Origin of the sequence: Allomesorhizobium camelthorni (genome assembly GCF_011045125.1) — a bacterium.
Lineage (GTDB): Bacteria > Pseudomonadota > Alphaproteobacteria > Rhizobiales > Rhizobiaceae > Allomesorhizobium > Allomesorhizobium camelthorni.
This window is the reverse complement of the sequence record NZ_JAAKZF010000068.1, coordinates 1-26910: the sequence shown is the minus strand read 5'-3', so window position 1 is coordinate 26910 and position 26910 is coordinate 1. Positions and strand designations below refer to the sequence as shown.

Sequence of the window (26910 nt, the reverse complement as noted above, 5' to 3'; positions counted from 1 at the left end):
CACGGCGGACCGCTAAAAGCATTATACTGAGTTAATGTGACATCCCCCTTCCAAGGCATCTGCCTTCGCTTTATCACCATCATCGATGCCGTTTTCGTCTTTGTGATCATCCTGCTCCAATCGGGCGAACCCGCCAGAGCCTCGTCGGTGCCTTCAGTTTTGGCGGCAGCCGATGCGGGTCAATGGCAGCGGGCAGCATTCTCCAGAGCGTTCGACGACCGCCGGGAACAAAGCAGCAAATAAGGGGTTGAACCAGCAGCAAAAGCCGAAGCCGCGGTTCCACGGAGGCCGGTAAGCAAGTCCAAGATGATCAGCACTCATCCTGACGTCCAAGGAAGCACGGCAGACCGGCTGCTTCGATGCGTTGAGGAATGTTATAGCTGCGCCCAAACTTTACGTCCTGCGCCGATCCATGCCTGGCGGACGAAAATGGTCGATCAGATTAGGCGGTGCATCCGGCTCAATCTCGGTTGTGCTGACATTTGTGCGGCGACAGGTTCAATGGCCTCTCGCCAAACCGGGTCGAACGTTGATGTCCTGCGGGCAGTGGTCCAGGCCTGTGAGCAAGCCTGCCGCGAATGCGGGCGCGAGTGCCAGCGTCATAGAAGCCAGCACGAGCACTGCAGGATCTGCGCTGAACAATGCATCCGCCGTGCCGGTGCCCGTAGGGACGCGCTATCCAACGTCCGCAGATCCCAAGTGCTGCTTCATTGCCGCCGATCACACAACCGTTGACGCAGACTGAGCCGGCCAACAGAAACAGGAGGAGACCATGAGATTGCTGAGAAAACTGACCAGCTTGCTAACGGCTGGCGCTTTCATGCTCGCGGGTGCACCCGCTTTCGGCCAAACTAGTGAGACGACTCCCGGACAGACGACACAGGAGCAAGGAACCCAACAGTCACCGAGCGGAATGGGTCAGGAGTCAATGCGCGAAATGATGCGCGAGATGATGCAAGACATGATGCGGCAGAGCGGGCCGCGAGCGTATGGCGAAGGTGAAGATCGCGCTGAACGGCGCGGCTGGGGCCGCTGGCACGACGGGAGGCGAATGGGTCGGCAAGAAATGATGGAAGGCGGGGGCATGATGGAAGGTTTCGGTGGCGGCAGGAGGCCTGGAGCCATGCATGGCGCCGGAATGAGGATCCTGTTTGCAATAATCGACTCCGATGGTGATGGCGCGCTGTCCCTGCAGGAGGTTCAGAACTTCCACGCGAGGATATTCAACGCCGTCGATGAGAACGGCGATGGTCGCGTCACCTCGGAGGATATCCAAACATTTTTTCACGGCCCGGGCGAACAAGGCAGTCCTTAACGGCAACATGACCGCAATTGCGCGAGCACTCGCGGGATCTCGTCGCGGCGGAGCAATCTGTGTCCGATCCGTTTCAGCGGGCTTCGCCAGAAAGACAACAGGGAGCCGACCGGACCTCACTGGGATCGCAGGAGCAGGTTCGGTCCTTGGATCGCCGTTCTGAATCCGGGGGCGGAGACCTTCATCACATGCCGGCCGCTTATCACCGAAGCCTACGACAAGGCCGTCGCCACCTTCAACGCGCGCCTCTGCAAAGCACGATGAAGACCGCTCTGATGCCTCCCGGTGCTCATGGATGCAGGCTTTCCACATCTGTCAGCCGGATGAATGGCAGCGTCGCGCCGGGTGCAGTCGGGGTTTCACAAAGTTGTCAGTTGACCACTACGACACACCCGCTTAGACTTTGGCAATCGCAGTGCTGGCGAAGACACTTGGCTTCGGCTCCTCAAAGGGAGGTAAGTGATGAAGGGCTTGCGCGTCGCCGCCTTGCTGACGGCTTCGGCCTTGCCGGCCGCGACAAGCATGGCGGAGGAGATACCAGTGACAATGGCTGGCATGGCCTACGCGCCGGCAACCATCGCCGCCAAGATTGGTGACAACCTCGCCCTCTCGAACGACGACTCCGAAGATCACAACGTCTTCGTGGCGACCGTCGGACATGCCGTCGACCTTGGCACCCAAAAGCCCGGCGAGGCGCGCAAATTGGCACTCGCCAAAGCCGGCAGGTTCGAGGTCGAATGCGTCATCCATCCGGAAATGAAGGCGATCGTGGAGGTCCAGCAATGAGACGTCAGTTGATCGTTGCGCTCGCCGCCGGCGCGGCCGTCGCCGTGGCGGCTCCGCTTTTCGCGACTCCGGACCGGGTCAAGCTTCCGGAAGCATACAAGACCGATTTCGTCCTCTACAACCACGTCGACCGACCGGACCGCAAACGGGTCCGCTTCATGTACGTGAATCCCGAGGCCCATGCCATCGCGGAACCTGGCAAGGTGCTTCCCGAAGGTACTGTCCTCGTGATGGAGGATCATGAGGCAGCGGTTAGTGCCGACGGTAACCTTGTTCTCGACAAAGACGGGCGGCTGGCGCCGACCGACGCGTTGACAGGTCTCTTCGTCATGGAGAAACGGGCGGGCTTTGGCGCCGCCAACGATCTTCCCCCGGAGAAGGACAATGGCGATTGGGACTACGCCGCCTACAAGGCCGATGGGTCTCCAAATACCGAGGCGAAGCTCGAAAACTGCTTCGCCTGCCACATGTCGCGGTCCGGCCGCGATTTCACTTTCACCTACTTCAAGAACGTCGAGGACGGCCTGCCGAAGTGACCGGCGGCGCGAGCTGCGGGACGGCGAGGCTCGCTCCCGCCCGCCCCGCATGGATGTCCTTCAACGTCTCCGCGGCGCCGGCCAGGAAAGTCCGAATGTAGAGCCGCACCACCGCCTCCCGGTCGGCCGGCATTGGCATCCGGTAGACATGTTCGCGAATGCCGAAAAAAACGATTGCGGCATGAAGCATCATGGCGAGTTCGCGTTCGCCGCGCATCATTGCTTTTTCACGGAAAGGAGCGAGGCCTGCCTGTTTCCGCAGCTCTCCTATGAGCGGCTCGAAGATCAGGCCGGTTAGCGCCGCACCGCGCCTTTTGGCCACGGGCCAGCCATCGAGCGCGGCGCGCACGAAAAGACGAATACGGACACTGTCGGTTGCCTGAGCCGTTCGCCGGTAGAATGTGATGAGCCGGTCTTCAAGCGTCTGCGTGCGGTCGGAAAGAAGGGTACTGGACTGTTTCCTCCAGCCCCGGTCAAATACGCTTTCGAACACCGCGGCGATGAGCGCTTCCTTCGCCGGAAAATACTTGTAGAGGAGTGCCTGCCGCACGCCCAATCGCTCGGCCAGGTCGCGGGTCGTCGCCTCGAAACCCTTCTCGGAGAAAAGCTGCGCGGCTTCATCGATAATCATCCGCCGCCTTTCCTCGGCGGAGAGGCGCGGCGCGCGGCGGCGGCCTTGATCGTGCTCAATCGCCGCGAGCGCGCTTTCCGTCTCGACGGCGGCGGACTGTTTCGTAGACGACATCGTTGATGGCACCTTCCAGGCCGGCATACTACCGGTGTTCGACGACTTGCTGGAAGTAGCAAGCCGTCCGATAAAGTGTGTGGTTTTCATATGTTGTCATCGGGCATGGGCGGCGACAAGTGGCGGGCCGCTCTTGGCTATGGCATGCCGTAACGTGTCGTTGATCCTGTCCTGCCAGCCCGGTCCGTCCTGCTGAAAATAGTCCAGCACACCCCGATCGATCCTAATTGAAACAAGCTCTCTGACATTTGGAGCCGCCGAGGTTTCGCGAACTGGTGCCGCAGGCTGCTTGATTGGCTTGAAGTCGGCGGCAGCCATCGGATTTGTCGGTCGGCGCGGGGGATTTGCCATTGATGAGCTTGACTGAAGACACTCGCGGTGACGGGAGAGACTCTGCGCGAATACGCCACTATAGCCGATGTAGTGTCATGCCATGGATTAGTGGGACCAAAAGAAAAAGGCCGGACTGTTAAGCCCGGCCAAGCATGAAGGTTCAAAACCTCCAGAGGGGAACGCGCCGGACGCAATGGGAGGAGGCATCCGGCGCAATGCGCATATGGGTCAGCATAGGTGCCCTTTCAACGACATCGTGGTGGACCACTGTCGCCGCAACATAGAGTCAGGGCTACAAATACTCGCAATGATCGACGGTGATATTGCATCGGATAGCCACCGCGCTGCTGGAGCTTGGTGCCTAGAGCGAAAAGGCGGGGAGCTACCCGCCTTCCATTGCCCAACAAGCTGATCTCACATGATCGTTTTCTGAAGACTTGCAGCAATCTGCTGCCCCGGTCTCCGCATCACACCATGCTTCGCGCGCTCTTATTGGCGCGGCCGCCAGTACATTCGTGACTTGCCGCGCCCTTCCGGCTGCTGCCGGGGCGCGCGAGAGAAATCAGCCTGCTTTGCTGAGATTGCCAGCAGAGGACTTGCCGGTGCGGCGGTCCTGCTCGATCTCGTAATTGATCTTCTGGCCGTCCGCGAGGGTCGAGAGACCCGCGCGCTCGACAGCGGAGATGTGGACGAAAACGTCCTGACCGCCACCATCGGGCTGGATAAATCCAAAACCCTTGGTGCTGTTGAACCACTTCACGGTTCCAGTCGCCATATGCGTATTCCTTATAAGTTTGCAGCGCGTTTGGCTCGGCGGTGAAACCGAACCGGTTCGTATCGAGAGGTGGAGATAGACGCAGCAAAAGCGAGAAATCGCAAGGCCCTGATCGATCGGCCGAAATATCAACATCGCTTATATGGGTCCGCCGGACGGTGCCTGCAGGGAGTTTGCAGGAATATCTTCCTTGTCAGCAAGACAAAGTCCGTGAAGCTTTTCCGCGACAATCGGTTTGATCGCACCTCCGCTAGACGTCGCGATCGGGACGTCGGATAAATTCCAACCCGTCAGAAACGCAGAGCGTTACGGTCGACTTTTCGTGGGGTTAAACTTCGTGGACAGTTCAGGTCGATGGCGTGCATGAGGCGCCGGGCCCCCGGCTTTTTCCGTGTCGGGCGAAGCGCAAGCGGACGGTACGGAGGGCGATGGAGTCCCCTTCGGATCATCATCGTGCTCTTGCGTGAGGCAAGCAAAGGTGATTGCGGCCTGATTGGACCGCGTTCCCCTCAATCTAGATAATCCGTCGCCGATCGCCCGTTGCGGGATCGACAAAATCCAAGGGGCGCCTGCTCTTTGGCGCCACTTGGCATCCTTGTTGCTCAATGGAGAAAGAGGAGAAAGATACCATGAGTAGAGGGGTCGCGTTGCAAGGTTTTTTCTGGGTCGCGGCGGTTGGCCTGATGGCGGCGGCTATCATGCCGCCAGAATGGTGAACTGCTCTGCCAGGGAGGGATTTGGATTGAAGGCGTACCTCGCCTGTCGTTTGCGCATCATATGAACCATTTCGATGCCCGACAGGATGATGCTGGCGGTGATCGGCGAGTTGAAGCCCAGCATCGGCCGCACGCGGCGTTTGATCCGCCGATAGTCCTGCTCGATCCGGTTGTTCATATATCGACTTTTCCTGATCGTGATCGGTTGCAGCTGGCGCCGGAACGATCCTGCAAGCGATTTGCCGCATCGCAGGAAATGATGGCTTCCCGGTTGGCCTGGCTGCCATCGATGACGATGCGATGGGGCCGGCCATGGCGCTCCAGCGCCTTTTTGAAGAAGCGCTTGGCCGCCGGCAAATCGCGCTGCTCGCTGAACCAGAACTCGACCGTGTCGCCGACGCTGTCGATGGCGCGGTAAAGGTACATCCACCGCCCGCGGACCTTGATATAAGTCTCATCCGCATGCCATTTGCCGGTCACGGCACGCTTGCGCCGGTTGAAGCGCTCCAGCAGGAGCGGCGCGAAATGAACGACCCAACGATGGATTGTTGAATGATCGACGCCAATGCCGCGTTCGGCCATCATCTCTTTCAAATCGCGCAGGCCGGCTCAAGCCGTAGGCCAGGTACCAGCGTACGCATAACAAGATGACAGACTGATCGAACTGCCGGCCCTTGAACATTCGGAACCTCTCATAAATGGATGAAGGGTTCTCTCACGGGATCAGTTACCAAAACTTTGCAACACAACCCGCATTGATCGTCGGCCTCGTCGTGGCAAATGTCATTCAGCCCGGTGCCGGCCTCAATATCGATCCGGCCTCGCTCGACGTCCAGGCCGTGAATAGCTACGCTGCAAAGGCGCACGAGCAATCCGTGACGGGCTTCCTGATGAACATCATCCCGTCCACGATCGTCGGAGCCTTTGCCGAAGGCGATATCCTGCAGGTGCTGTTCTTCGCGATTCTTTGGTATCGCGCTCGCCATGGTAGGAGAGAAGGGCCAGCCAGTCCTTTCCTTCTCCAGGCGCTCACTGCTCCCGTCTTCAAGCTGGTCGGCATTCTGATGAAGGCAGCCCCGATCGGTGCTTTCGGCGCGATGGCCTTCACGATCGGCAAGTACGGCATCGGCTCGGTGGTCAACCTCGCCATGCTGGTTGGGACCTTCTACGTCACCGCCTTCCTCTTCGTGTTCGTCATCCTCGGCGCGGTCTACCGTTACAACGGCTTTTCGATCTTCGCCCTCATCCGCTACATCAAGGAAGAGCTGCTGCTGGTTCTCGGAACGTCGTCCTCGGAGGCAGCCCTCCCGTCGCTCATGGAGAAGATGGAAAAGGCAGGCGCCAAGCGTTCGGTCGTGGGTCTCGTCATCCCGACGGGATACTCCTTCAATCTGGACGGCACCAACATTTACATGACACTCGCGGCCCTCTTCATCGCCCAGGCGACAAACACGGATCTCTCGATCGGCGATCAGATCCTGCTTCTTCTCGTCGCCATGCTCTCCTCCAAGGGGGCGGCCGGTATCACTGGCGCGGGCTTCATCACGCGCTGTCCGTCGTTCCGTCCGTGCCCGTCGCCGGCATGGCGCTGATCCTTGGCATTGATCGCTTCATGTCCGAGTGTCGAGCGCTGACGAATTTCGTCGGCAATGCTGTCGCAACGCTCGTCGTCGCGCGCTGGGAAGGCGAGTTAGACGAAGAGCAACTGGCGGCAACCCTCGGGCGTAACGTATCCCCCAAGCCGTTGGCAGAAGGTCAGATCGCTCCAGCCGAGTGAATTCTCATCCCGGACAGACCGGAAACCGAGTACAATGAGCTGAGACACGCGGTACCGGATCATTTGCTGGCGCCCTCATTCTTGGGAGGGCGCGCCAGTTTGCGAGGGGTTGATGTCAGCTTGAGCTGGCCGTGGGTTATGGCCAGTCCGAAAGGGTTCCGTCGGGGATTCCTCGACTTCGTGGCGGCGAAGTCGCAATCCGTGCCGTCATGGGAACAGGGAGTTTTGGAGGATAAGACAAAGCGCTCGAAGGTCCGGCGGGGTCGTTGAACCCGCTTGTCTGCCGCGACGACTGGACGGCCTTCGCGGCCCGCTTGGGCTTCCGTCGGCAGGTCCCGGGAGAGCCGCTCCGCCGCAGGCGCAATTTCGCAGCATACGTCAGACTTGCCGTCGAACCCGTCTTTGAGGCTTGCCCGCAGCACGATCGCACGTGACGTTCGCGGCCCCGAGTTGCGAAGCGACCGATCGAATTCGGCTCAGTGTTCGCTGAAGGGTTTTCAATTGCCCTGGCCGGACAATGCTCCTCCACTTCGCGTCGAAATCGAACCTCTGCGAGGCAGGAATGCGAGCGACGGCCAGAGCACGCAGAGTGCGCGACGGCAGGCTGGAATTCTCCAGCAAGTGGCTGCAGCTCCGCAATCCCTATGCGCCGATCCAGGTGCTGGACGAGGAGCAGATCGAGCGCGTCCACGACGCCTCGATGTCAGTGCTCGAAGATATCGGGATGCGCATCCAGGACGAGGAAGCACGCAAGCTGTTCGCCAGCGCCGGCTTCTCGGTCGACCATTCGACCGAGCGCGTCGTCTTCGATCGGGAAGGCTTGCTGGAACTCGTCGCCAAGGCCCCGTTGGTCGCGACGGTGCGCGGCCGCGATCCGACGAAAAAGCTGTTCATGGGCGAAGGCCAGGTCGCGTTCACGGCCGTCAGCGGTCCGCCCTTTGTCTCCGACCTCGACCACGGCCGCCGCGCCGGCACGTTCCGCGACCAGGAAAACTTCCTGAAGATGACGCACATGACGGATGTGCTGCAGATCGAGGGCGGCACCAGCGTCGAGGCCCAGGACCTGCCGGCCGATACGCGCTACCTCGACTTCTATCTCGCCTGCTGCAAGCTGTCGGACAAGCCTTGGAAGCCGCTGACCATCGGCCGGCACCGGGCCCGCGACGCGATCGAGATGGCAAAAATCTGGTATGGCGAGGACGAGGTGAGCCTCGCCGCCAACCCGGTGTTCTTCGTCAACACCAACACCAATACGCCGCTGGTGCTCGACGGCGAGATCGCGCAAGGGGTGATCGAATATGCGCGGCTCGGGCAGGTGGTCTGCGTGACGCCGTTCGGGCTGGCGGGCGCGATGGCGCCGGCTACGGTGGCCGGCGCGCTGGTGATGCAGAATGCCGAGACGCTCGCCTGCTGCGCGCTCACCCAGATCATCCGCCCCGGCTGCCCCTATATCTATGGCGGCTTCATCTGCAACGCCGACATGAAGACCGGATCGCCGGCCTTCGGCACGCCGGAATTCACGCTCGGCGCGCAGGCGACCGGCCAGATGGCGCGCCGCTATGGCCTGCCGTGGCGCTCGTCCAACGTGAACGCATCGAATGCTCCCGACGCGCAGGCGGCGTACGAATCCATGATGTCGCTATGGGGCGCGCTGACCGGCCATGCCAGCGTCTTCAACCACGGCGCCGGATGGCTGGAGGGCGGCCTGGTCGGTTCCTACGAAAAATTCGTCCTCGACATCGAGATGGTGCGCATGATGTGCGCTTGGATGACACCGCTCACCGTCAATGAAGATACGATCGGCCTGGAATCAATCAAGGAGGTCGGTCCCGGCGGCCATTTCTTCGGCACCGCGCACACGCTCGCCCGCTACGAGAACGCCTTCTACAAGCCGCTGGTTTCCGACTGGTCGAACTTCGAGAACTGGCAGGACAAGGGCAGCCCCGACGCTGCCCGGCGCGCCAACGGAATCTGGAAGCAGATGGTCAATGAATATGAGGCACCGGCCATCGACCCGGCGGTGATCGATGAGCTCGAGGACTATGTCGCGCGGCGCAAGATCGAGCTCGAAGCGCTGCGCTAGATGCTTCCTCCCGCCCGTTGAAAAACAAACGAATGGATTTCTGACGGAATGGATACACATGCCCGCGTGGTGGTGATCGGCGGTGGGATAACCGGCTGCGCCATCCTCTATCACCTAGCGAAGAAGGGATGGAAGGATGTGGTGCTGCTGGAGCGCTCGGAACTGACATCCGGCTCGACCTGGCACGCCGCCGGCAATCTTTTTTCGCTGACCAAGCCGTCCAACGCCCAGCGGCTGCAGGTCTACACGATCAATCTCTATCCGGAACTCGAACGGGAAAGCGGACAGGCTGTCGGCTACCACCCGACCGGCGGCATGCATCTGGCGGCATCGAACGACGAGGTCACAACACTGGCCATTGCGCGGGCCCGTGCCCGGCGCAACGGCGTCGAGGCGGAATGGATCACCTTCGAAGAAGCAAGGGAGCGCGCCCCAGTTCTCGACACAAAGAACCTCAAGGCGGTGCTGTGGGAACCGATCAAGGGCCATGTCGACCCTTCATCGGCGACCAATGCCTTTGCTGCTGCCGCGCGCAAGCTTGGCGCGAAAATTCATCGCCACACGCCGGTGACCGCGACGACGCCGCGCGCCGATGGCAGCTGGGATGTCGAGACGCCGAGCGGCACCATCCATGCCGATTTCGTCGTCAACGCCGCCGGCCTGTGGGCGCGCGAAGTCGGCGCGCTTGCCGGCATAAAACTGCCGCTGTTGCCGGTCGAGCATCATTATCTGGTGACCGAGGCGATCCCCGCGATCGAGGCGATGGACCACGAATTGCCGACGATCGGCGAGAGCGAAGCCGGCTACTATTCGCGTCAGGAGGGCAAGGGCATCCTTCTCGGCGCCTATGAAAACACATGCCATCACTGGGCCTTCGACGGCACGCCGCCCGATTTCGGCCACGAGCTTCTGCCCAACGACCTGGCGCGCATGGATCGCAATTTCGAGGTGGCGATGGACCGCATGCCGTGCCTGGCCAAAGCCGGCATCAAGCGCGTCATCAACGGGCCGATGATCTTCTCGCCCGACCTTGGACCTTTGCTCGGGCCGCATCCGGAGCTGACGAATTACTTCTGCGCCTGCGGGGTGATGAGCGGTCTCAACCAGGGCGCGGGCATCGGCAAGGTGATCTCGGAATGGATCGTCGATGGCGAACCGGAGATGGATGTGAATTTCTGGGACGTCGCCCGCTTCGGGCGCTGGGCCGGAAAACGCTTCACCTTCGAGCGGACCAAATACTACTACGAGAATAGGCAGGAGCGGCCGTATCCGCATCTCGAATGCGCCGCCGGCCGACCGCTGCGCACCTTTCCGGCCTATGCCGCACAGAAGGCAAAAGGGGCGGTGTTCGGCTTCAACAATGGCTGGGAGCAGCCGTTGTGGTTCGCGCGCGAAGGCGACGAACAGCGCGACATCTTCGGCTACAAGCGCCAGAACTGGTGGAAGACGGTCGGCGAGGAATGCCGCGCGGTGCGAACGGCGGCTGGATTGTTCGAGATCTCGACATTTGCCAAATACCGCGTGTCAGGTGAAGGCGCCGCTGGCTGGCTGTCGCGGGTGCTGGCGGGGCGCATTCCCATAGAGGCAGGCGTGATCGCGCTGTCGCCGATGCTCTCGGAAAAAGGCCGGCTGATCGGCGACCTGACCGTCTCGAAGCTCGACGACGGCAGCTTTCTTCTGCTCGGCGCGGGCACGATGCAGGGCCAGCATAGGCGCTGGTTCGACGCTAACGCGGAGCCTGGCGCATCGGTTGAAAACCTGTCCGACATCTGGACCGGGCTGATGCTCGCGGGACCCAACGCGCGGGAAATCTTAGCGAAAGTGACGCACAGCGACGTGTCGAACGAGGCGTTTTCGTTCTTGTTGGTCCGGCGCATGGAGATCGAAGGCGCGACCGACGCCATCGTGCTCAGGGTCTCGTTTTCGGGCGAACTTGGCTATGAAATCTACACGCCCGCCATGTACCAGGCCGGCCTCTACGACGCGCTGTTGCGGGCCGGCGCGGATCTTGGCCTGGTGCCGGCCGGCAGCCGGGCGCTCGCCAGCCTGCGCGTCGAAAAGGCCTTCAAGAGCTGGGGCCTCGACCTTGCGCCCGATTATACAGTGATGGAAACCGGCATGGACCGTTTCGTCGACTGGAAGCGCTCCGGCTTCATCGGCGAGGAAGCGGCGCGCAAGCATCGCCAACAGGGCGCGCCCGAGCGCTTCGTCACGCTGACGGTAGACGCCGCCGACGCCGACTGCAGCGGCGGTGAGCCGGTGTTCCGCGACAATTTCTATGTCGGCTATGTGACCTCCGGCGGTTATGGTTACTCCGTGAACGAAAGCCTGGCGCTTGGCTATCTGCGGTCTCATGTCACCGAAACCGGCGCAGGGTTCGAGGTCGAGATCAACGGCAAGCGCCGGGCGGCCTCGGTGTCGGAAGGCCCTCGCTACGACCCGCAGGGGCTGCGCATGCGGATGTGAGCGCCACACATTCGAAACTGCAAACCTGAAATCTTCCGCCGCTTCCGGAAAGCGCCTATAGATTTTCTTACGCTGCCGGGGTGGAGCAGCCGGCTCGGTAAACGAGGGGCAGGAAGATGGCAAGGCGGTTACCTCCCTTCGCCGCATTGCGTGCGTTCGAGGCGGCAGCCAGGGCCGGCAGCCTGGCCGAGGCCGCCGAAGAATTGCTGATCTCGAGTTCGGCTGTCAGCCACCAGATCAAGTCGCTGGAGACTTTCGTCAGCGCCAGGCTCTTCCTGCGCGAACAGACGGGCCTGAAGCTGACCGAGATCGGCGAGAAATATCTCGAGGGCTGGGCGACGCACTCGATCGCATCGAGGCAAGCACGCTTTCGGTGATGCAGGGCGCCAACAGCGGCGGACTGACCATCCATCTGTTCCAGTCGCTGGCGCAGATGTGGCTCATTCCCCAAATGGACGATTTTTTGTCATCGAACCCGGAGATCACCGTCAAGCTGATAACGAAGCCCGACGAGATCGAATTTTCCGGCTCAAGCATCGACATCGCCATTCGCTACGCGGTGGAAGCTCCGTCGGAGCCCATGTGCGAGAAGCTGATCGACGACGCCATGGCGCCGGTCGTTTCGCCGGACTATTTGCGCCACTACGGCGTCATCGAAACGCCGGAGGACTGATCGGCTGCGATTACGATCCGCATGAATGGGATTTCTGGTTCGATAAGATGGGCATGGCCGGCTCAAACCAGGTTCCCAAGCTGATGTTCGATTCCCGCTCGCACGCCCTGCTCGCCGCCCGCGAAGGCATGGGCGTAGCGATGAATCGGCGGCCATATGGCGATTTCCTGCTGAAGCGCGGACAGTTGATCGCACCGTTTCCGGAAGAAGTGCGAACGGGCGGCGCCTATTATTTCATCGCGCCGAAACGCTCGGCGGGCCTGGCGCGCGTCAAGCATTTCAAAGCCTGGCTGCTGTCGCGCAGCACCGGTTTGCGAGCGGAGTAGCTGCCCCATGGCACCGTCGTCCATCCCGGACTCCGAGTGCGAGCTGAGCGGACCCAAATATTCGGGACGACGGCGGGAAGGGGAGGGAAATCAAATTCAGGACGTCGGGAACTTAATTTGATTGAGGCGGCCAGAACCTCCCCATAAGCTTCTCGAAAAAGCGGGGCATCTTTGCGAAACGGCGGTCTGATTCTCGTTAGCGCGCTGAAGAAAAATGGCTGCAAGGCGGTGTTCGGCGTGCCTGGCGAAAGTTATCTCACCGCGCTCGACGCGCTGTGGGAACATTCAGATACGATCCGCTACGTCACCTGTCGCCACGAAGGCGGCGCGTGCTTCATGGCGGCGGCCTATGCCGACGCAACTGGTAAGCCCGGCGTCTGTTTCGTTACCCGCGGTCCCGGCGCGATGAACGCGGCGATCGGCCTTCACGCGGCCTATCAGGGATCGACGCCGCTGATCCTGCTGGTCGGCCAGATTGCCACCGCGCATCGGGACCGCGAGGCGTTCCAGGAACTCGATTATCGCCAGATCTTCGACCCGATGGCCAAATGGGTTGCTGAAATCGACGACCCGGAGCGCATTCCGGAATATCTGAACCGGGCGTGGCGCACGGCTATTTCCGGCCGGCCGGGTCCGGTGGTTCTGGTGTTTCCGGAAGACGTGCTCAAGGCGGAGAGCGATGCGCCGGACCTGACGCCGGCAATCGCGACGCCTGTCGCGCCGCTCGCCTCGGACATGGCGCGGATCGAAAACATGCTGGCGCGGTCCGAAGGGCCGCTTCTGCTGCTGGGCGGCGCGAACTGGACGCCAGCCGGCCATGAAGCGATCATCTCGGCTTCGGAAAAGCTTGGCATCCCTGTCGCGGTCGGCTTCCGCCGGCAAGGGCTGTTTCCGAACAACCATACGAACTACGTCGGCAATCTCGGTTTCGGCGGGACGCCGATGCCCAACGACTATTGCCGGGAAGCCGATCTCATCATTGCCGTTGGCACACGGCTCGGCGACGGGTCGACGCTGAAATTTTCGCTGATCTCGGGACCGGTTCCATGCTGCACGCTTATCCATGTGCATCCGGGGGCTGAGGAACTCGGGCGGCTTTATCAGGCAGATCTGCTTGTGCAGGCCGATCCCAACGCGTTCGCGACCGCTCTGGCGGCGCTCCCAGCGTCGACCTCGCGCGCTGGGATCTGCGCTTCGACGCGCAAACGCTATGAAACGATGGTTGACCTCGCACCGCAGTCCGGGCCGGTCGACATGGGCGCGGTGATGCGGTTCCTGAGTGAGAGACTGCCGGCCAATACGATCATGACCACCGCGCCGGCAACGCGTCGGACTGGCCGAACATTCATTTCCGATATCGCCGGTTTCGCGGCGCGCTGGCGCCGGTCTGCGGCGCCATGGGTTTCGGCGTGCCGGCGGCGGTGGCGGCCAAGATCGCCGACCCCGACGCGCCCGCAATCTATATCGGCGGCGACGGCGACTTCCTGATGAACGGCCAGGAATTCGCGACCGCGATCCAGTACCAGCTCGCTCCGATCTTCATCGTCGTCGACAACCAATCCTACGGCACAATTCGCATGCACCAAGAACGCAGCTTTCCGGGCCGCAATTCCGGCACCGGACTTACCAATCCCGATTTCGCCACCGTGGCCATCGGCTATGGCGGCCATGGCGAGACGGTGGAAACCACGCAAGACTTCGCGCCCGCCTTCGAACGGTCGATAGCGAGCGGGAAAGCGGCAATCATCCATGTCAAGGTCGGTCCCGATCATCTTGGGCCTAACATGACCGTGTCCGCCTTGAACCGCCGGCGAACTCTCGAGCCGCGTTTGTCCTATTGAGATTGCAGAAGGTATTTCAAGCGTGACTAGTTTCTCAGAATTCGCCGGCAGCCTGACTTACGACGCCATTCCAGAGGACGTTCGCAAGATCCTCAGGCGCAGTTTTGCCGACATTCTGGGCGTGGCCGCGGTCGGCGCGACGACGGAAATCTCGTCGATCGCCAGGAAGATCGCCGACCGGCTTTGGCGTTCGTCGCCCGAGATCGGCGCGGCGCGAATGATCTTCGACGGACGCCCGGTGAGCCCCGCCGGCGCGGCCTTCGCCGGCGCCTTTACCATCGATTCCATCGACGGCCATGACGGCACCAGCCCGTGCAAGGGCCATGCCGGGTCGGCGGTGTTTCCGGCTCTGCTCAGCATCGCCGATTCGCTGCGCGCGTCGGGCCATGCGCTTTCCGGGCAGGAATTCATGGTGGTGCTCACCATCGCCTACGAGATCGCCTACCGCGCCGGGCTGACGCTGCACGGCACGGCGGCGGATTACCACACCTCCGGCGCGTGGACCGCGGTCGGCGTGGCGGCCGGCGTCGCGCGCCTGCTTGGCCTTACGGAGGATCAGACGCGCCACGCCGCCGGCATCGCCGAATATCACGGTCCGCGCAGCCAGATGATGCGCTGCATCGACTACCCGACCATGCTGCGCGACGGCGTCGGCTGGGGCGCGCCGTCGGGCGTCATGGCGGCCTATATGGCGGAGCTCGGCTTTACCGGCGCGCCGGCGGTCACTGCGGAAGGAAACGCCGCCGAACCCTGGTGGCGCGATCTCGGCCAGGCTTGGCGCATCGTCGAGGACACGCATTACAAGCCCTATCCAGTGTGTCGTTGGGCGCACCCGTCGATCGATGCGGCGCACGACCTGATGCGCGACAACAAGCTTTCCAGCACGGATGTCGAACGCGTCCGCATCCAGACGTTCCACTATGCGGTGCGGCTTGCCGGCTACAATCCGAAGACGCTGGACGAGGTGAGCTATTCGATCGCGTTTCCGGTGGCGACGATGATCGTGCGCGGCAGGATAGGGCCGCAGGAGCTTTCGCCGGAAGTCCTGGAGGACGAGGAAATCCGTCGCATTTCCAATGCCACCGAGCTTGTGGAGACCGAGCATTATACGAAGATCAGCGTCGGCAAGCGCTGGGCCGATGTGACGCTCTATCTGAAGGACGGACGCGAAATCATGTCGGAGCCGCGCACGCCAAAAGGCGATGCTGACAACCCGATGAACGAAGACGAGTTTCATCGCAAATACGCCAACTTCACCGATGGCCTGATCGCCAAGCCCCGCGCCGACGAGATGGAAACGATGGCGCTGTCGTTCGACCGGCTGGACGGCGCGGGCCTGAGCCGGCTGATCGATCTGATCGTCGCCCCGCTCGACCGCTGAATTTGCCTATGCCGGGAACCACCAACGCGCTGCGACCTCCTGACGCCGCTCTCATCGCGCATCTGCGCGAGTTGCTCGGCCCGGATGGCGTCGTCGACAATCCGGATCTGATCGATCGCTACAATTCGGACCCCTATGGCGGAGCTCGAGGCGGCGCGCGGATCGTGCTGCGCCCGCGCGCGACCCAAGAAGTAGCCGCGATCGTTTCCGCTTGCGCGGCTGCGGGCGTCGGCATCGTTCCGCGCGGTGGCGGAACCGGCTTTCTTGGCGGCGCGCGAGCGAGATACGACGGCTCCGAACTCGTCCTGTCGCTTGAGCGAATGCGGAAAGTACGCGAGATCGACATCGACAGCGGCACGATCACCGTCGAAGCCGGCTGTATCCTTGCCGATGTCCAGGCCGCCGCGGCCTCGAAGGACAGGCTGTTCCCGCTCTCGTTGGGGGCTGAAGGCAGTTGCCACATCGGCGGCAATCTGGCGACCAACGCCGGAGGGATCCAGGTCCTGCGCTATGGCAATGCGCGCGACCTCTGTCTCGGTCTCGAGGTGGTGCTACCGGACGGTAGCATCGTCGACGGGCTGCGCGCACTGCGTAAGGACAATTCCGGATACGATCTGCGCAACCTCTTCATCGGCTCGGAGGGAACGCTGGGCATCATCACCGCGGCGGTCCTGAAGCTGTTCCCCGTCCCCGCCCAAACGGTTTGTGCGATCGTCGGCGTCCTCGACGCTGGCCGCGCCGTCGCCTTGCTACACCAGCTCCAGGCGCTGACCGATTCCGCGGCAAGCTGCTTCGAGTTCATGCCGCGCGGCGCCATCGCCCTGGCGCGGGAGGTTGTTCCGGACCTCGCCCGCCCGTTCGGCGCGCATGACTACGATCTGGTGCTCATGGAGGTCGGCGGCAGCCGCGACAACCTTGGCGAAACCGTCGAGGCCGCTCTTGCGGGAGCGCTGGAGGATGGTCTCGCGAACGATGTCGTGATCGCGGCTTCCGAAGTCCAGCGCCGATCGTTCTGGCGCATTCGAGAAGCGATTCCGGAAGCCATCGGTCGCCTTGGCTGGATTATCACGCACGACGTTTCCGTCCCGTTGTCGCGGGTCGCTGGGCTGACCGCCGAATTGCAAACTGAATTGACGAGCCTGGCGCCGGATTGCCGGCTCGCGATCTATGGGCATCTGGGCGACGGAAACCTGCATGTCTCGGTCCTGCCGCCCGCGGGCGGCACGGCCGACGCGGACAATACGCAAGCGCGCGAACTGTCGCGCTTGGTGCTGTCGGCGGTAGTGTCGCACCGCGGTTCGATCAGTGCCGAGCACGGCATCGGCGAAGACAAGGCGCAATGGTTGCAGCAGTTCAAGTCTTCAGAAGAACTGGATCTGATGCGTCGCCTCAAGCGCGCGCTGGACCCTCTCGGCATCATGAACCCTCGCAAGGTGCTGACTCAGCTTCCGTAAGTTCCGCACTCGTGCTCTCCCGCGCGAATTTCTCTCAGCCTCAGTTGAAATCTTTTCGATCCCATCTCGCCGGCCGAAGCATACGATGTCGCAGGGGAAATCCGGCTGAAGCCGGTCAAATGGGAGAATCCGATGACGAATTTTGTCAGCAATGGCGACCGCATCCCCCCAATCATCGAGGACTATGCCCGGAGCGCCAAGGACGGCGGCATGGACCGGCGCGAATTTCTGGCGCTGGCGAGCGCACTCGGCGCGTCGACTGCAATGGCGTACGGCATGCTTGGCCTTGCCGCGCCGATGGCAGCGCTTGCGCAGGAGCCTAAGAAGGGCGGAGTCCTCAAGGTTGCGACGGCCGTAAAAGACCAGAAGGACCCCCGGGTTTATGACTGGACGGAAATGTCCAACATTGCCCGTACGGTGATGGAGCCGCTGGTCAATTACAATGTCGACTCGACATTCTCGCCCGTGCTGCTCGAAAGCTGGGAGATCAATGACGACGCCACCGAATACACGCTGAAGGTCCGTCAGGGCGTCAAATGGAACAATGGCGACGACTTCAACGCCGACGACGTGGTCTTCAACGTCACGCGTTGGTGCGACAAGAAATTCGAGGGCAACTCGATGGCCGGCCGCATGGCCACGCTGATAGACGAAGCCACCGGCAAGGCGCGCGAAGGAGCGATCGTCAAGGTCGACGACTTCACAGTCAAGTTGATGCTGCCGGCTTCTGACATCTCGATCATTCCGGGCATGTCGGACTATCCGGCTCTGATCGTCCACCGCGACTACGAAAAGAACGGCAGCGATTTCGTCAAGCACCCGATCGGCACGGGACCATTTGAACTCGTGTCCTACGAGGTCGGCACCAAGGCGATGGTGAAGCGTCGCGAGAGCGGCAAATGGTGGGGCGGCGAAGTCCATCTCGACGGCGTCGAGTTCATCGACTATGGCACCGAGGCGACGGCGATGGTTTCGGCCTTCGAGTCCGGCGAGATCGACACCAATTACGAAACGGCGTCCGATTTCGTCGAGATCATGGACGGGCTCGGGCTGGTGAAATCCGAGGCGGTGACGGCCAACACTATCCTGGCGCGCACCAACGTCGCCAACAAGCCTTACGACGACCAGAAGGTCCGCAACGCGCTGCAACTCGCGGTCGACAACACGGTCATCCTCTCACTCGGCTACAACGACAAGGGCGTGATCGGCGAAAACCACCATGTCTGCCCGATCCACCCCGAATATGCCGACCTGCCGAAGGTCCCGCGCGACATCGAGAAGGCCAAGGCGCTGATGACCGAAGCCGGGCAGATGGATTTCGAGCACGACTTCATCACGCTCGACCAGGACTGGCACAAGAACACCGGCGATGCGATTGCCGCGCAGATGCGCGAAGCCGGTTTCAAGATAAAGCGCACCGTTCTTCCCGGCTCCACTTTCTGGAACGATTGGACGAAGTATCCTTTCTCGATGACCAACTGGGCCCAGCGGCCGCTGGGCATCCAGGTCATTGCACTGGCCTACCGGTCCGGCGAGGCTTGGAACGAAGCGGGCTATTCGAACAAGGAACTGGACGACAAGATTGCCGAAGCGCTGACCATCTCGGATGCAGAAAAGCGCCGGGTCGTGATGGCCGATATCGAAAAGATCCTCCAGGATTCAGGCATCATCATCCAGCCGTACTGGCGCAACGTTTATGTCCATTCGGCTAAGCGGGTGAAGAACCACGCCGTCCATCCTTCGCTGATTCAGGACTTCACCAAGGTGTGGCTCGATAGCTGATCCTCTCGACGGCCGGGCGGAAGCTTCGGTATTTCGTTCGGCCGATTTGGAAATAGGCCGATCGCGGCGGCGCCGAAATCCCGAACTCGGCTTCGATGTCGAGCACGGCCATGTGCCGAGAGCAGTTATTGTGACCTTCGAGCGACGACCCGAAGCTCGATGATGACGCCTTCGGATGCAAATCCGGCAACCTCAACCGCTGTCCAGGCGGGATAAGGTTCGTGAACGTACTGAGCGCGTATTGCCTTGAATTGCTCCAGATGATCGCGCAGTCCTACATGGTAGGAGGTCATCTCCACAACGTCTTCAAAGCACATGCCGCCTTCACAGAGCACCATGTTTACCTGCGCAAATGCCTCTTGAATCTGCTCTGAAGGGTCCAGTGACAACTCGCCATCAAGCGACATTCCGTTGAAGCCGGTTAAGAAGACGAAGCCATCACATTCCAGCCCTGGCGACATGCGCCAATCCTCGTAAAGGATTTCATTTTTGGCGGGATTATCGCTCTCTTGGTCATGCGCCTTGCGTAGCAGCGGAGCGCAAATCGCTCAATGCCCGGTGGTGAGCCGTCACTCGGTCTTCAGCGAGGCAGCAACATCAAGCGATGCGATTTTCGGCGGTCAGGGGGCCACCGCTGCGCGGCCGGCGGCAAAGGGGGGAGCAAAATCAGGCTATCGGCCGCTCGAGAGGCGGGCGGACCACAAAAATCCATGCTCTGACCGATGGGCTGTGCCGGCCGGTCGCCTTTATCCTGACGGGCGGTCAGATTGCCGACTGTCGTGCGGGTGCAATGCTCATCGAGCAGATGCCGGCGACACCGATCCTGCATGCCGACAAAGGCTACGACAGCAATGCCATCCGGGAGCAGGTTCGCGGACGTGGCGCGTTCGCCAATATCCCGCCCAAGGTGAACCGGAAATGGAAGAACTGCTTCTCGCCCTTCCTCTACAGGGACCGCAACGCGATCGAGCGCATGTTCTGCCGCATCAAGGACTTCCGCCGCATCGCGACCCGCTATGATCGCCTCGCGCGGAACTGTCTTGCCGTCGTCTGCATCGCTGCAACCGTCAGCTACTGGTTATGAGTCCGGGCCTTAACAGCGACATCCAGGAGATCCTCGACCAGCAGACCGACGCCTGGGGCATCCCTCCTGGTTCATCGTGTCGATGAAGCACTATTGTTCCGAATACGTCGAAATTGAAATGGGTCGTGCGCAAATGTCTACCGGCTTTGGATCTCGCGTTGGGGATGCTGAATTACGATGATGCGGCTGGACGTATGATGCCTGCGTCCGTAACTTCGGCTGCTCGCAGAGTTGCCTCGATGTAGCGAACATCGAGTCAACGGGCAGTGAACCTTGGACAATGGAGAGGGAATCAGATGAGCCGACGAGACGAATTGATCGCCAAATACACTGCGGACTTGAAAGAAAAGTGCGGTGTCACGCCGGACATGAACCTTCTGAAGAAGGTAACGATTGGTTGCGGCCCGTCGATTTACAGTGCAGACGCTTCGACCGTTTCTGCCTCGGACAAATCCGAGTTGGAGACAATCAAGAAGCGTTTTCTAATCGGTAAACTCGGTTTGAAGGACGGGCCGGACCTCGACAAGGGACTTTCCGATGTGATCGAGCAATATGGCCGGTCCAACCGCAACAAATACCGGGCGGTCGTCTACTATCTTCTCGCCACACATTTCAAACGCGAGAAGGCCTACGCCTGATCGTTAAAAAAACGCTAGAGCCTCGGACTTTTGATCGGACGCATATCCGGCTGCATTGAGGTAGTTCCAGCATTCGTTGCGGCTAAAGAGCTCGCAGATATTACCGATGGCTTTCCAGAGAGCGTCGAAGGTCCGGGCTGCCATCTCGATCGGATTGAGATCGGGCGAATGGGCGGTAAGAAGTGGAACCACGCGCCTCGGTCCTTCAGGCGCTCAGCGCCGTGGCGCTCTTGAGCATGGCGAGGTTATTGAGAATGACGACATCGCCCTTGGTGAGGGTCGGGGCAAGCTGTGCCTAAATCCAAGTATCGAAGGCTGGCCTGTTGATGGCAGGCTCGATTACCCATAGCCCATTCTCATTCATCTGCGTAAGCGCCTTACGATCCCCTGTTCGTTGGGGCTTGACGTTTTCCGGAAATTCCAAGGCATGAGGTTTTCGATACGGCTCTGAGGGAGGGCCGCGAGCGCCGAATGGTTTCTCGCCGTGTGGCTGATGGCCTTGGTCCGGCGGCTGCGGTCTGGTTAGTTTACGGTCTCTAGTGGCGGCTGACGGAATCAACCTTGGCTTGAAACCGCGCATTTGTGTAGGGGAAATTCCAAATCGATCTCGAAAGCATTTGGAAAAATATGATCCCGTTTCAAATCCGCACGATAGGGCCACATCAATGATAGGCATATATGCGTGTTTTTTTGCAACGGAATCGCTGGTGCACTATATAACTATACCATTAATTCGCGTATTTCAGGAATTTAAAGGATTTAAATGTACCGTTCACCGGAACGATAGCGTAGTACATTAAATTCACGTTTTTCGCGAATTTTTATGGTATGATTATAGTGTATGGATTCGCACGCTTTGCCGCCCGGAAGAGCCCGTCTGGCCGCAGTCATCAAGAGGGCGGGATCGATCGTGCGCATTGAGCATGCGGAGAAAGCCCTGCATGTTTCGCGCACCGAGGCCGCTAAGCTCCTGTCCCGGTGGGCGGGACAGGGGTGGCTTAGAAGGGTCGGCGTGGGCGCTTATGCGCCCGTCCAACTCGAATTTCTCGACGCCGATCAGGTCGTCGACGATCCGTGGATTCTGGTGCCAGTGCTGTTCGACCCTGCCTATGTCGGCGGTCGGACCGCTGCCGAGCATTGGGACCTGACCGAGCAGATTTTCCGCGACATCGTCGTCTACACCGCGCGGCGTGTGAACCGCCCGGTCGTCGAGCGGCAGGGAGCCCTGTTTTCCGTCAGGCATGCCGGCAAAGAGCGGATGTTCGGTACACAGGCCGTCTGGCGCGGCCAGACGAAAATCGCCGTGTCGGACATTCACCGCACCATCGTCGACATGCTCGACGATCCCGCTGCCGGTGGTGGCATCCAGCATGTTGCCGACTGTTTCGGCCAGTATATGCGCCGTCCCGACCGGGACTTGGCAAAACTCGTCAACTATGCCGAGCGCCTCGGCAACGGGGCTGTCTTCAAACGGCTCGGCTTTCTGGCCGAGCGTTTTCCAAACGGCGGTGACCTTGTCGAGGCAAGCAAGGTCCGCCTGACCAAGGGCCACGCCCTCCTGGACCCAGCGCTTGCCTGCCCGCGGCTGATAACGCGCTGGCGCCTGCGCGTGCCCGAGAGCTGGCTGAGCGGGGCCGGCGCATGATCGGCAAGCGTGAGATTCTTGATGTTGCCGCGACGGTGGGGCTGAACCCCCACGTCGTCGAAAAGGATTATGCGCTTGGATGGGCGCTGGCGGGTATTTTTGCGCACCCTGAACTCGCTGATAGTTGGGTCTTCAAGGGCGGTACGTGCCTGAAGAAATGCTATTTCGAGACCTACCGCTTCTCGGAAGACCTCGACTTCACCCTGCTCGACGCGGCACATCTTGATGAGGCATTCCTGAAACGCGTTTTTGGGGAGGTATCGGCCTGGATATACGAACGAACAGGCCTTGAATTCCCCGCGCAAAGCCAGGATTTTGAACTTTTCAGCAACCCGCGCGGCAATCCCAGCTGCCAGGGAAAGCTCAGCTATCGCGGCCCGGTGTCATCGAGTTCGGGCGGGCTGCCGCGCGTCAAGCTCGATCTGACCGCCGACGAACGCGTCATTCTGGCACCTGTCCGCGTGCCCATTTTTCACCCCTATAGCGACGCTCCCGCCGACGGTATCACGGTCCTTTCGTACGCCTATGAAGAGGCTTTCGGAGAGAAAGTCCGGGCGCTCGCGGAACGGACGCGCCCGCGCGATCTCTACGACGTAGTCAACCTGTACAGAAACACGGAGGCGCGGCCATCGCCCTCCGTGCTCATGGACGTTCTGCGTCAGAAATGCGCGTTCAAAGGCATCGCGGTTCCCCGCGCGAGCGATCTAGACGGCCACCGGGGCGCGCTCGAAGGGTCCTGGCAACATATGCTGGGTCACCAGCTTCCGGCACTGCCGCCGGTCGACGCGTTCTGGGACGTTCTGCCCGAGTTTTTTGGCTGGCTTGAGGAAGTGGGCGCCCCCGGCATCCCCGCTGCCTATGCAGCGGCTGCTGGAGAGACGGTCATCCGCGAACGAACGTTGCGACTGGCGCTGCGTCCTGTGCCGCAATCGGCCCTCGAAATTATCCGGTTCGCCGCCGCCAACCGGCTTTGCGTCGATCTGGCATACGATGGGAGAACACGCCGCATCGAGCCCTATTCGCTGCGGCGCACGCAGGACGGAAACATTATCCTTCATACGTGGAGCGTCGAGAGCAACGCGCACCGCAGCTATCGTGTCGACCGCATCGAAGGAGCCCAGGCGACCAACCAGACCTTCTCGCCGCGTTACGCCGTTGAACTGACGCCCGCCGGTCCTGTCATCATCCCGCCGACTCCGCAATCGGCAATGCCGAGGGCTGCGGCATCTTCATTCCGTTCAGCGCGTGCAGCGCGTCCGGTCGCCCCGAAGCGGACAGCGAACTTCTCGTCCGGTCCGACCTATGTCTATCAGTGCCCGGTCTGCCGCAAGAAATTCAAACGCAAGACAATGACGAGCGCCCTCAATGCCCACAAAGGGGCCAACGGATATCCGTGCCCGGGGCGCAGCGGCATTTACGTGAAGACTGAATTCTAGATACAGGCCCGTTGAAAGCAGCGCGAGATGGACAAGGACGCCCTTGAAAAGATTCTGAACGCGGCACTGGACGCGCTTTACGCAGACGATCACGCGATCATTGCCGTGGATATCGCGGAGAGGACGCTGTGCGCGCGCTTGGTCGCTACTATGCCAGTGATAATCCATTGCGCCGGAAGGCTCTGGACACCACCAAAGCAGGCCACGCCGCTCCGACAGGCCCATCGTGGCCTGCAGATGCGCGACGGCTTCGCGCTTGGCGTCGGACACCTCCATCCCGCCATACTTCGCTTTCCAGTTATACAGCGTCGCCTCCGAGATCCCGTGCTTGCGGGCCAGATCGCCCGCCTTCACGCCCGCCTCATGCTCGCGCAAAACCGCGATGATCTGCTCTTCCGTGAACCGCTTTCGCTTCATTTGTCCGTCCTTCAATCGAGGCCGGACTCTAATCTCAGATGGAGGAAAAACTCAGTGGCAGGTCAGCTGATGGCAGGCAGGACGTTTTCGTCCATATCAGCGCCGTTGAAAGGGCCGGACTCCGTTCCCTTAATGATGGCCAGATGATGGCCAGAAGGTCAGCTACGAGATCGTGAAGGACAACAGATCCGGCAAAATGTCGGCCGATCAGCTTCAGACGATCTGACTGACGGTCATCTCCTGCGCCAGCCCAAGTAGGCAGGCAGGTCTCACGACAACTTCCGCATCGTGATTGCCGCGGCCGGGCATTACCATGTACCATCCGCGCGCCGGTCGTCGACGCGCCTCCAAAACGGCCACAGCGCCTCATTGGCGGGCGTTTCCTATTTCTGGGCCTTGTTGGATACCCTGCGACCCTCGATCGATCGCCCTTGGCCGTCCCAGCCATGCTTCGCTGCGATGGGTTTCGATAAGTTCGAGCTTATCGGAAGTCAGGGTGTCCCAACAGATGGTGAGCCGCCAATCCAGCCAGCCGCATACGCAATCACGACCAACACCACGATCACGGCTACCACGCCGTACCAGAGGCGCCTGTCCTTGAGATCCATTGTTACCTCCTGCCCGCTACGTGTTGGCCACCGGGCGAGTTCCTTGAACCTTTAGCCGTCATTTCCCAGATGAGCGACCCATTTTCCCTTTGGTAGGCACACAGTAGGCTGGATAAGGGTCTTTGAGAAGCGCGCAATACGACCGCGCCGGCATGATCGCCAGCGGCTGCGACCGGCGGCTACCTGGCCTGCTCGATGAGTTCGCCATGCGGCATGGATGTCAAAAGATCGGCGATGCCATCCAGCGCCCGTATGATCGACGCGGCGAGCGCTATCCTGACCTTCCGGCACTGCTCCGCGCAACCGGGCTACTTACGACAAAGGCATCGACATTAGCCAACCGGCGCCAATTGGTACGAGGCGGCTAGAGAATGACTTCGCGCCCCCTTTTTCGTCCCGCGCTGAAATTGGGCCTTGCCGGCGTTTTGGATCGCTATAATTCCGGTATTGGGTTTGGGCGAAACCACCTGTTGATTAGGAGGCGACCATGAAGCACCAGACACTCGACCAACTGCATGCTATCGCCGAGGTTCAGTCCGAGCCGACGCGCCCTGCCTTGACCCGAAGCCAACGGCTCGAACGCTGGGCGGACCTCCTTGAACAACAGCCCGACCGATGCCTTCGAGCACTTACGGGAACCGAATATCAGCCTGCCTCAGTCCGCGATACGATGCGCGGCGCTGGCTCGCCCATCACTGTCGCATTCGAGGACCCGATCCTGCGCGCCGAAGGGTTGAAAGACGATACCTACGGTGCAGCCAAGCGTTTCTTCGAGATGACCGACTTGCAGTTGCACGAAATAGTTTGCCACTGCCATGTCGGGGCTACGATGCAAGCGTCCAGGGCCGCGCAACGCGTTCGCGCAGCGATTAGTGGCAAACTCGGCTTCTCCGCCCGGCTGCGCGGGGCTTTCTTTTTGCAACGAACGAGGTGACATTTGAATGGCTCGAAGGCAGGCGCGCACTCGCGGTAAATTGCGTTTGCCTGCCGTGTGCTATGCCTTCGGTATGATTGGAACGCGATTCGGCCAGCTTTCACGGGCGCGACCTCTTCGCACCGGTCGCGGCCAAGCTGGCGCGCGGCGGGCGCGGATCGCCGGACCGACTGGCCCGACGACCTCTCCGAGATCGTCTATGTTGACCGTTTCGGCAATGCGATGACCGGCCTGAGGGCGGCCATGCTGCCGCCCAATGCAAGGCTCGCTGCCGCCGGGCAGGTGCTGGAGCGCGCCAGGACCTTCAGCGATCGGCCGTCAGGTGTGGCCTTCTGGTACGAGAATGCGAACGGGCTTGCCGAGATCGCTATCAATCAAGATCGCGCGGACAGTGGGCTTGGTCTTTCGATCGGCAGTCCGGTCGAGATCGTCTCATGAATGGAGGCGTGGCCCGCTGCAACATTGGTCTGCTGCAAATGCGCAAACGCATAAAACAGAACCTGGCCACCCACGGGTTGAAGCCGCAAAAGCGCCGTGACAAGTCACTGGCGAGGGGCAACGAGCACCTTGCCGAACAGATCCGAAAGATTCTCCGCAAGCACTATGCGAACAAGTATCGTGTGCGGTGAAGCCGCTGCCGCCTCGCAGAAAAGTCGCTTTGGGTTAGGAAGCTTGAAATCCGAAAGAGAACGAAGCTGGGGCGTTGAGATCGCCGCCGCCAAGTGCTGGCGAACAGCGCCTAGTCGTTCGGCCCGCCGCCGTTGTGCGCCGTCAGAAGTCGTCTATCCAGACGGCCCTCAATGAGATGACGTGGCACAAAGGGAGTGTCCGGTCAGGGGTCCTGACGCGACCTTGTCTCATATGTCCTGAGCCCGGACACATCATAGCCAGCGACGCCAAGACTGTGATACCATTCCACAAGGTGCGTCGCCGTCGGCAAACTGCCGTTCCCGCGCAGCCCGACAACTGCGCAAGTGCTCAGCGTATAGCTGGCCAAAGTCCGGTCGCGGGTCTCGACCCGTCGAACAAGTAGCAGTGGATCATGGAACTTGTCGTCGCCCTTGCTCTGATCGTCTTCAAGGTCGCGTTGCTGATAGCGATCCTGCTGCTGCTGCCCTTGCCGCTGACTTGGCTGGAACGCAAGATCGGCGGACACATG

29 protein-coding genes and 5 pseudogenes are annotated in these 26910 nt (G+C 61.0%); 27 read left to right on the top strand and 7 right to left on the bottom strand.

Translation table 11 applies throughout. The features are described from left to right. Positions 1–306: 306 nt before the first annotated feature. The 5 genes from G6N73_RS38995 to G6N73_RS27795 all read left to right on the top strand — a co-directional run bounded on the left by G6N73_RS38995 (position 307) and on the right by G6N73_RS27795 (position 2637). The gene (locus tag G6N73_RS38995; RefSeq protein ID WP_484477016.1) at positions 307–735 is read left to right on the top strand and encodes a four-helix bundle copper-binding protein; all 429 of its coding nucleotides are present in this window, start codon (positions 307–309) and stop codon (positions 733–735) included. A gap of 37 nt (positions 736–772) precedes the next feature. Continuing rightward, a complete protein-coding gene (locus G6N73_RS27805) occupies positions 773–1315 on the top strand; it encodes an EF-hand domain-containing protein (RefSeq protein WP_246252622.1) in 543 nt (180 codons plus the stop codon). Positions 1316–1351: 36 nt separating this feature from the next. Next, positions 1352–1579, top strand: a complete 228-nt coding sequence (locus G6N73_RS38770) for a DUF6194 family protein (protein WP_425484151.1) — start codon at positions 1352–1354, stop codon at positions 1577–1579. A gap of 198 nt (positions 1580–1777) precedes the next feature. Next, positions 1778–2101, top strand: a complete 324-nt coding sequence (locus G6N73_RS27800) for a cupredoxin domain-containing protein (protein ID WP_165033198.1) — start codon at positions 1778–1780, stop codon at positions 2099–2101. Beyond that, a complete protein-coding gene (locus tag G6N73_RS27795) occupies positions 2098–2637 on the top strand; it encodes a cytochrome P460 family protein (protein WP_165033197.1) in 540 nt (179 codons plus the stop codon). Before G6N73_RS27800 ends, G6N73_RS27795 begins: the two co-directional genes overlap by 4 nt. Here the strand turns inward: G6N73_RS27795 and G6N73_RS27790 are convergent. From G6N73_RS27790 to G6N73_RS27775, 4 genes and pseudogenes are all read right to left on the bottom strand, one after another. Then, positions 2606–3382 (bottom strand): TetR/AcrR family transcriptional regulator, encoded by a 777-nt coding sequence (locus G6N73_RS27790; protein WP_165033196.1) that lies wholly within the window; start codon positions 3380–3382, stop codon positions 2606–2608. The two genes, G6N73_RS27795 and G6N73_RS27790, sit on opposite strands and share 32 nt — an antisense overlap. A gap of 96 nt (positions 3383–3478) precedes the next feature. After that, on the bottom strand, positions 3479–3733 hold the full coding sequence (locus G6N73_RS27785; RefSeq protein ID WP_165033195.1) for a BrnA antitoxin family protein: 255 nt from the start codon (positions 3731–3733) through the stop codon (positions 3479–3481). Positions 3734–4277: 544 nt separating this feature from the next. Next, positions 4278–4490 (bottom strand): cold-shock protein, encoded by a 213-nt coding sequence (locus tag G6N73_RS27780; protein WP_120019260.1) that lies wholly within the window; start codon positions 4488–4490, stop codon positions 4278–4280. Positions 4491–5186: 696 nt separating this feature from the next. Continuing rightward, positions 5187–5888 (bottom strand): annotated as a pseudogene (locus G6N73_RS27775) (IS6 family transposase). Positions 5889–5979: 91 nt separating this feature from the next. Between G6N73_RS27775 and G6N73_RS27770 the strand changes: the two are divergent. The 12 genes from G6N73_RS27770 to G6N73_RS27725 all read left to right on the top strand — a co-directional run bounded on the left by G6N73_RS27770 (position 5980) and on the right by G6N73_RS27725 (position 18989). Next, positions 5980–6798 (top strand): cation:dicarboxylate symporter family transporter, encoded by an 819-nt coding sequence (locus tag G6N73_RS27770; RefSeq protein WP_343044763.1) that lies wholly within the window; start codon positions 5980–5982, stop codon positions 6796–6798. After that, a complete protein-coding gene (locus G6N73_RS38075) occupies positions 6789–6983 on the top strand; it encodes a hypothetical protein (protein WP_281352984.1) in 195 nt (64 codons plus the stop codon). The genes G6N73_RS27770 and G6N73_RS38075 overlap by 10 nt, the downstream gene beginning before the upstream one ends. Before the next feature lie 562 nt (positions 6984–7545). After that, on the top strand, positions 7546–9066 hold the full coding sequence (locus G6N73_RS27765) for a trimethylamine methyltransferase family protein (protein ID WP_165033194.1): 1521 nt from the start codon (positions 7546–7548) through the stop codon (positions 9064–9066). Positions 9067–9114: 48 nt separating this feature from the next. Next, positions 9115–11532, top strand: a complete 2418-nt coding sequence (locus tag G6N73_RS27760; RefSeq protein ID WP_165033193.1) for a GcvT family protein — start codon at positions 9115–9117, stop codon at positions 11530–11532. 116 nt (positions 11533–11648) lie between these two features. Beyond that, a complete protein-coding gene (locus tag G6N73_RS27755) occupies positions 11649–11909 on the top strand; it encodes a LysR family transcriptional regulator (protein ID WP_165033192.1) in 261 nt (86 codons plus the stop codon). Beyond that, the gene (locus G6N73_RS27750; RefSeq protein WP_165033191.1) at positions 11909–12205 is read left to right on the top strand and encodes a LysR substrate-binding domain-containing protein; all 297 of its coding nucleotides are present in this window, start codon (positions 11909–11911) and stop codon (positions 12203–12205) included. Before G6N73_RS27755 ends, G6N73_RS27750 begins: the two co-directional genes overlap by 1 nt. A 53-nt stretch (positions 12206–12258) precedes the next feature. Beyond that, positions 12259–12531, top strand: coding sequence for a type 2 periplasmic-binding domain-containing protein (locus tag G6N73_RS27745; protein ID WP_246252620.1), 273 nt, complete (start codon positions 12259–12261; stop codon positions 12529–12531). A 237-nt stretch (positions 12532–12768) separates the two neighbouring features. Further along, positions 12769–14019, top strand: coding sequence for a thiamine pyrophosphate-binding protein (locus G6N73_RS27740; protein ID WP_343044760.1), 1251 nt, complete (start codon positions 12769–12771; stop codon positions 14017–14019). Beyond that, on the top strand, positions 13908–14372 hold the full coding sequence (locus tag G6N73_RS37280; RefSeq protein ID WP_246252625.1) for a thiamine pyrophosphate-dependent enzyme: 465 nt from the start codon (positions 13908–13910) through the stop codon (positions 14370–14372). Before G6N73_RS27740 ends, G6N73_RS37280 begins: the two co-directional genes overlap by 112 nt. Before the next feature lie 22 nt (positions 14373–14394). Then, positions 14395–15753, top strand: coding sequence for an MmgE/PrpD family protein (locus G6N73_RS27735; protein WP_165033189.1), 1359 nt, complete (start codon positions 14395–14397; stop codon positions 15751–15753). Between the two features lie 8 nt (positions 15754–15761). Beyond that, positions 15762–17207 carry an FAD-binding oxidoreductase gene (locus G6N73_RS27730; RefSeq protein WP_206079125.1) on the top strand — a complete coding sequence of 482 codons (1446 nt, stop codon included), beginning with the start codon at positions 15762–15764 and terminating at the stop codon, positions 17205–17207. 132 nt (positions 17208–17339) lie between these two features. Beyond that, complete coding sequence (locus tag G6N73_RS27725; protein ID WP_165033188.1) at positions 17340–18989, top strand: ABC transporter substrate-binding protein; 1650 nt, start codon at positions 17340–17342, stop codon at positions 18987–18989. A gap of 125 nt (positions 18990–19114) precedes the next feature. On the opposite strand, the gene G6N73_RS27720 is transcribed toward G6N73_RS27725, so the two are convergent. Then, positions 19115–19450 (bottom strand): Rid family hydrolase, encoded by a 336-nt coding sequence (locus G6N73_RS27720; protein ID WP_165033187.1) that lies wholly within the window; start codon positions 19448–19450, stop codon positions 19115–19117. Between the two features lie 96 nt (positions 19451–19546). On the opposite strand from G6N73_RS27720, the pseudogene G6N73_RS27715 reads away from it, so the two are divergent. Both G6N73_RS27715 and G6N73_RS27710 read left to right on the top strand, forming a co-directional pair. Beyond that, positions 19547–20073 (top strand): annotated as a pseudogene (locus G6N73_RS27715) (IS5 family transposase); the annotation flags it as partial. 314 nt (positions 20074–20387) lie between these two features. Continuing rightward, complete coding sequence (locus G6N73_RS27710) at positions 20388–20711, top strand: DUF2853 family protein (RefSeq protein ID WP_206079124.1); 324 nt, start codon at positions 20388–20390, stop codon at positions 20709–20711. A 295-nt stretch (positions 20712–21006) separates the two neighbouring features. Here G6N73_RS27710 and G6N73_RS38765 read toward each other — a convergent pair whose 3' ends face one another. Beyond that, complete coding sequence (locus tag G6N73_RS38765; RefSeq protein WP_206079123.1) at positions 21007–21387, bottom strand: AraC family transcriptional regulator; 381 nt, start codon at positions 21385–21387, stop codon at positions 21007–21009. A 165-nt stretch (positions 21388–21552) separates the two neighbouring features. Between G6N73_RS38765 and G6N73_RS27700 the strand changes: the two genes are divergently transcribed. Together G6N73_RS27700 and G6N73_RS27695 are read left to right on the top strand one after the other, a co-directional pair. Further along, positions 21553–22356 (top strand): type IV toxin-antitoxin system AbiEi family antitoxin domain-containing protein, encoded by an 804-nt coding sequence (locus G6N73_RS27700; RefSeq protein ID WP_165033185.1) that lies wholly within the window; start codon positions 21553–21555, stop codon positions 22354–22356. Continuing rightward, entirely contained in the window at positions 22353–23792 is a 1440-nt protein-coding gene (locus G6N73_RS27695) for a nucleotidyl transferase AbiEii/AbiGii toxin family protein (RefSeq protein ID WP_165033184.1), read from the top strand. Before G6N73_RS27700 ends, G6N73_RS27695 begins: the two co-directional genes overlap by 4 nt. Positions 23793–24044: 252 nt before the next feature. On the opposite strand, the pseudogene G6N73_RS27690 reads toward G6N73_RS27695, so the two are convergent. Next, positions 24045–24209 (bottom strand): annotated as a pseudogene (locus tag G6N73_RS27690) (transposase); the annotation flags it as partial. A gap of 68 nt (positions 24210–24277) precedes the next feature. On the opposite strand from G6N73_RS27690, the pseudogene G6N73_RS27685 reads away from it, so the two are divergent. The 6 genes and pseudogenes from G6N73_RS27685 to G6N73_RS27665 all read left to right on the top strand — a co-directional run. Continuing rightward, positions 24278–24435 (top strand): annotated as a pseudogene (locus G6N73_RS27685) (cold-shock protein); the annotation flags it as partial. An 869-nt stretch (positions 24436–25304) separates the two neighbouring features. Continuing rightward, positions 25305–25751, top strand: coding sequence for a hypothetical protein (locus G6N73_RS27680; protein ID WP_165033183.1), 447 nt, complete (start codon positions 25305–25307; stop codon positions 25749–25751). Positions 25752–25828: 77 nt separating this feature from the next. Further along, on the top strand, positions 25829–25957 hold the full coding sequence (locus G6N73_RS38760) for an SAM-dependent chlorinase/fluorinase (protein ID WP_425484150.1): 129 nt from the start codon (positions 25829–25831) through the stop codon (positions 25955–25957). Then, positions 25944–26189, top strand: a complete 246-nt coding sequence (locus tag G6N73_RS38755) for an SAM hydroxide adenosyltransferase (protein ID WP_425484149.1) — start codon at positions 25944–25946, stop codon at positions 26187–26189. The genes G6N73_RS38760 and G6N73_RS38755 overlap by 14 nt, the downstream gene beginning before the upstream one ends. After that, positions 26186–26380, top strand: coding sequence for a hypothetical protein (locus tag G6N73_RS27670; RefSeq protein ID WP_165033182.1), 195 nt, complete (start codon positions 26186–26188; stop codon positions 26378–26380). The genes G6N73_RS38755 and G6N73_RS27670 overlap by 4 nt, the downstream gene beginning before the upstream one ends. 413 nt (positions 26381–26793) lie before the next feature. Beyond that, positions 26794–26910 (top strand): annotated as a pseudogene (locus G6N73_RS27665) (NADH-quinone oxidoreductase subunit NuoH); the annotation flags it as partial.

Bases quoted from the DNA above. Each gene is read 5' to 3' on its own strand.
- G6N73_RS27725 (WP_165033188.1), top strand. From the start codon at position 17,340: ATGACGAATTTTGTCAGCAATGGCGACCGCATCCCCCCAATCATCGAG.
- G6N73_RS27780 (WP_120019260.1), bottom strand. From the start codon at position 4,490: ATGGCGACTGGAACCGTGAAGTGGTTCAACAGCACCAAGGGTTTTGGA.
- G6N73_RS27795 (WP_165033197.1), top strand. From the start codon at position 2,098: ATGAGACGTCAGTTGATCGTTGCGCTCGCCGCCGGCGCGGCCGTCGCC.
- G6N73_RS38995 (WP_484477016.1), top strand. From the start codon at position 307: ATGATCAGCACTCATCCTGACGTCCAAGGAAGCACGGCAGACCGGCTG.
- G6N73_RS27670 (WP_165033182.1), top strand. From the start codon at position 26,186: ATGAATGGAGGCGTGGCCCGCTGCAACATTGGTCTGCTGCAAATGCGC.
- G6N73_RS27755 (WP_165033192.1), top strand. From the start codon at position 11,649: ATGGCAAGGCGGTTACCTCCCTTCGCCGCATTGCGTGCGTTCGAGGCG.
- G6N73_RS38765 (WP_206079123.1), bottom strand. From the start codon at position 21,387: ATGCCTATCATTGATGTGGCCCTATCGTGCGGATTTGAAACGGGATCA.
- G6N73_RS27695 (WP_165033184.1), top strand. From the start codon at position 22,353: ATGATCGGCAAGCGTGAGATTCTTGATGTTGCCGCGACGGTGGGGCTG.
- G6N73_RS27790 (WP_165033196.1), bottom strand. From the start codon at position 3,382: ATGTCGTCTACGAAACAGTCCGCCGCCGTCGAGACGGAAAGCGCGCTC.
- G6N73_RS27720 (WP_165033187.1), bottom strand. From the start codon at position 19,450: ATGTCGCCAGGGCTGGAATGTGATGGCTTCGTCTTCTTAACCGGCTTC.
- G6N73_RS27700 (WP_165033185.1), top strand. From the start codon at position 21,553: ATGGATTCGCACGCTTTGCCGCCCGGAAGAGCCCGTCTGGCCGCAGTC.
- G6N73_RS27750 (WP_165033191.1), top strand. From the start codon at position 11,909: ATGCAGGGCGCCAACAGCGGCGGACTGACCATCCATCTGTTCCAGTCG.
- G6N73_RS27765 (WP_165033194.1), top strand. From the start codon at position 7,546: ATGCGAGCGACGGCCAGAGCACGCAGAGTGCGCGACGGCAGGCTGGAA.
- G6N73_RS27730 (WP_206079125.1), top strand. From the start codon at position 15,762: ATGCCGGGAACCACCAACGCGCTGCGACCTCCTGACGCCGCTCTCATC.
- G6N73_RS27680 (WP_165033183.1), top strand. From the start codon at position 25,305: ATGAAGCACCAGACACTCGACCAACTGCATGCTATCGCCGAGGTTCAG.
- G6N73_RS27745 (WP_246252620.1), top strand. From the start codon at position 12,259: ATGGCCGGCTCAAACCAGGTTCCCAAGCTGATGTTCGATTCCCGCTCG.
- G6N73_RS27760 (WP_165033193.1), top strand. From the start codon at position 9,115: ATGGATACACATGCCCGCGTGGTGGTGATCGGCGGTGGGATAACCGGC.
- G6N73_RS27785 (WP_165033195.1), bottom strand. From the start codon at position 3,733: ATGGCAAATCCCCCGCGCCGACCGACAAATCCGATGGCTGCCGCCGAC.
- G6N73_RS38075 (WP_281352984.1), top strand. From the start codon at position 6,789: ATGGCGCTGATCCTTGGCATTGATCGCTTCATGTCCGAGTGTCGAGCG.
- G6N73_RS27805 (WP_246252622.1), top strand. From the start codon at position 773: ATGAGATTGCTGAGAAAACTGACCAGCTTGCTAACGGCTGGCGCTTTC.
- G6N73_RS27800 (WP_165033198.1), top strand. From the start codon at position 1,778: ATGAAGGGCTTGCGCGTCGCCGCCTTGCTGACGGCTTCGGCCTTGCCG.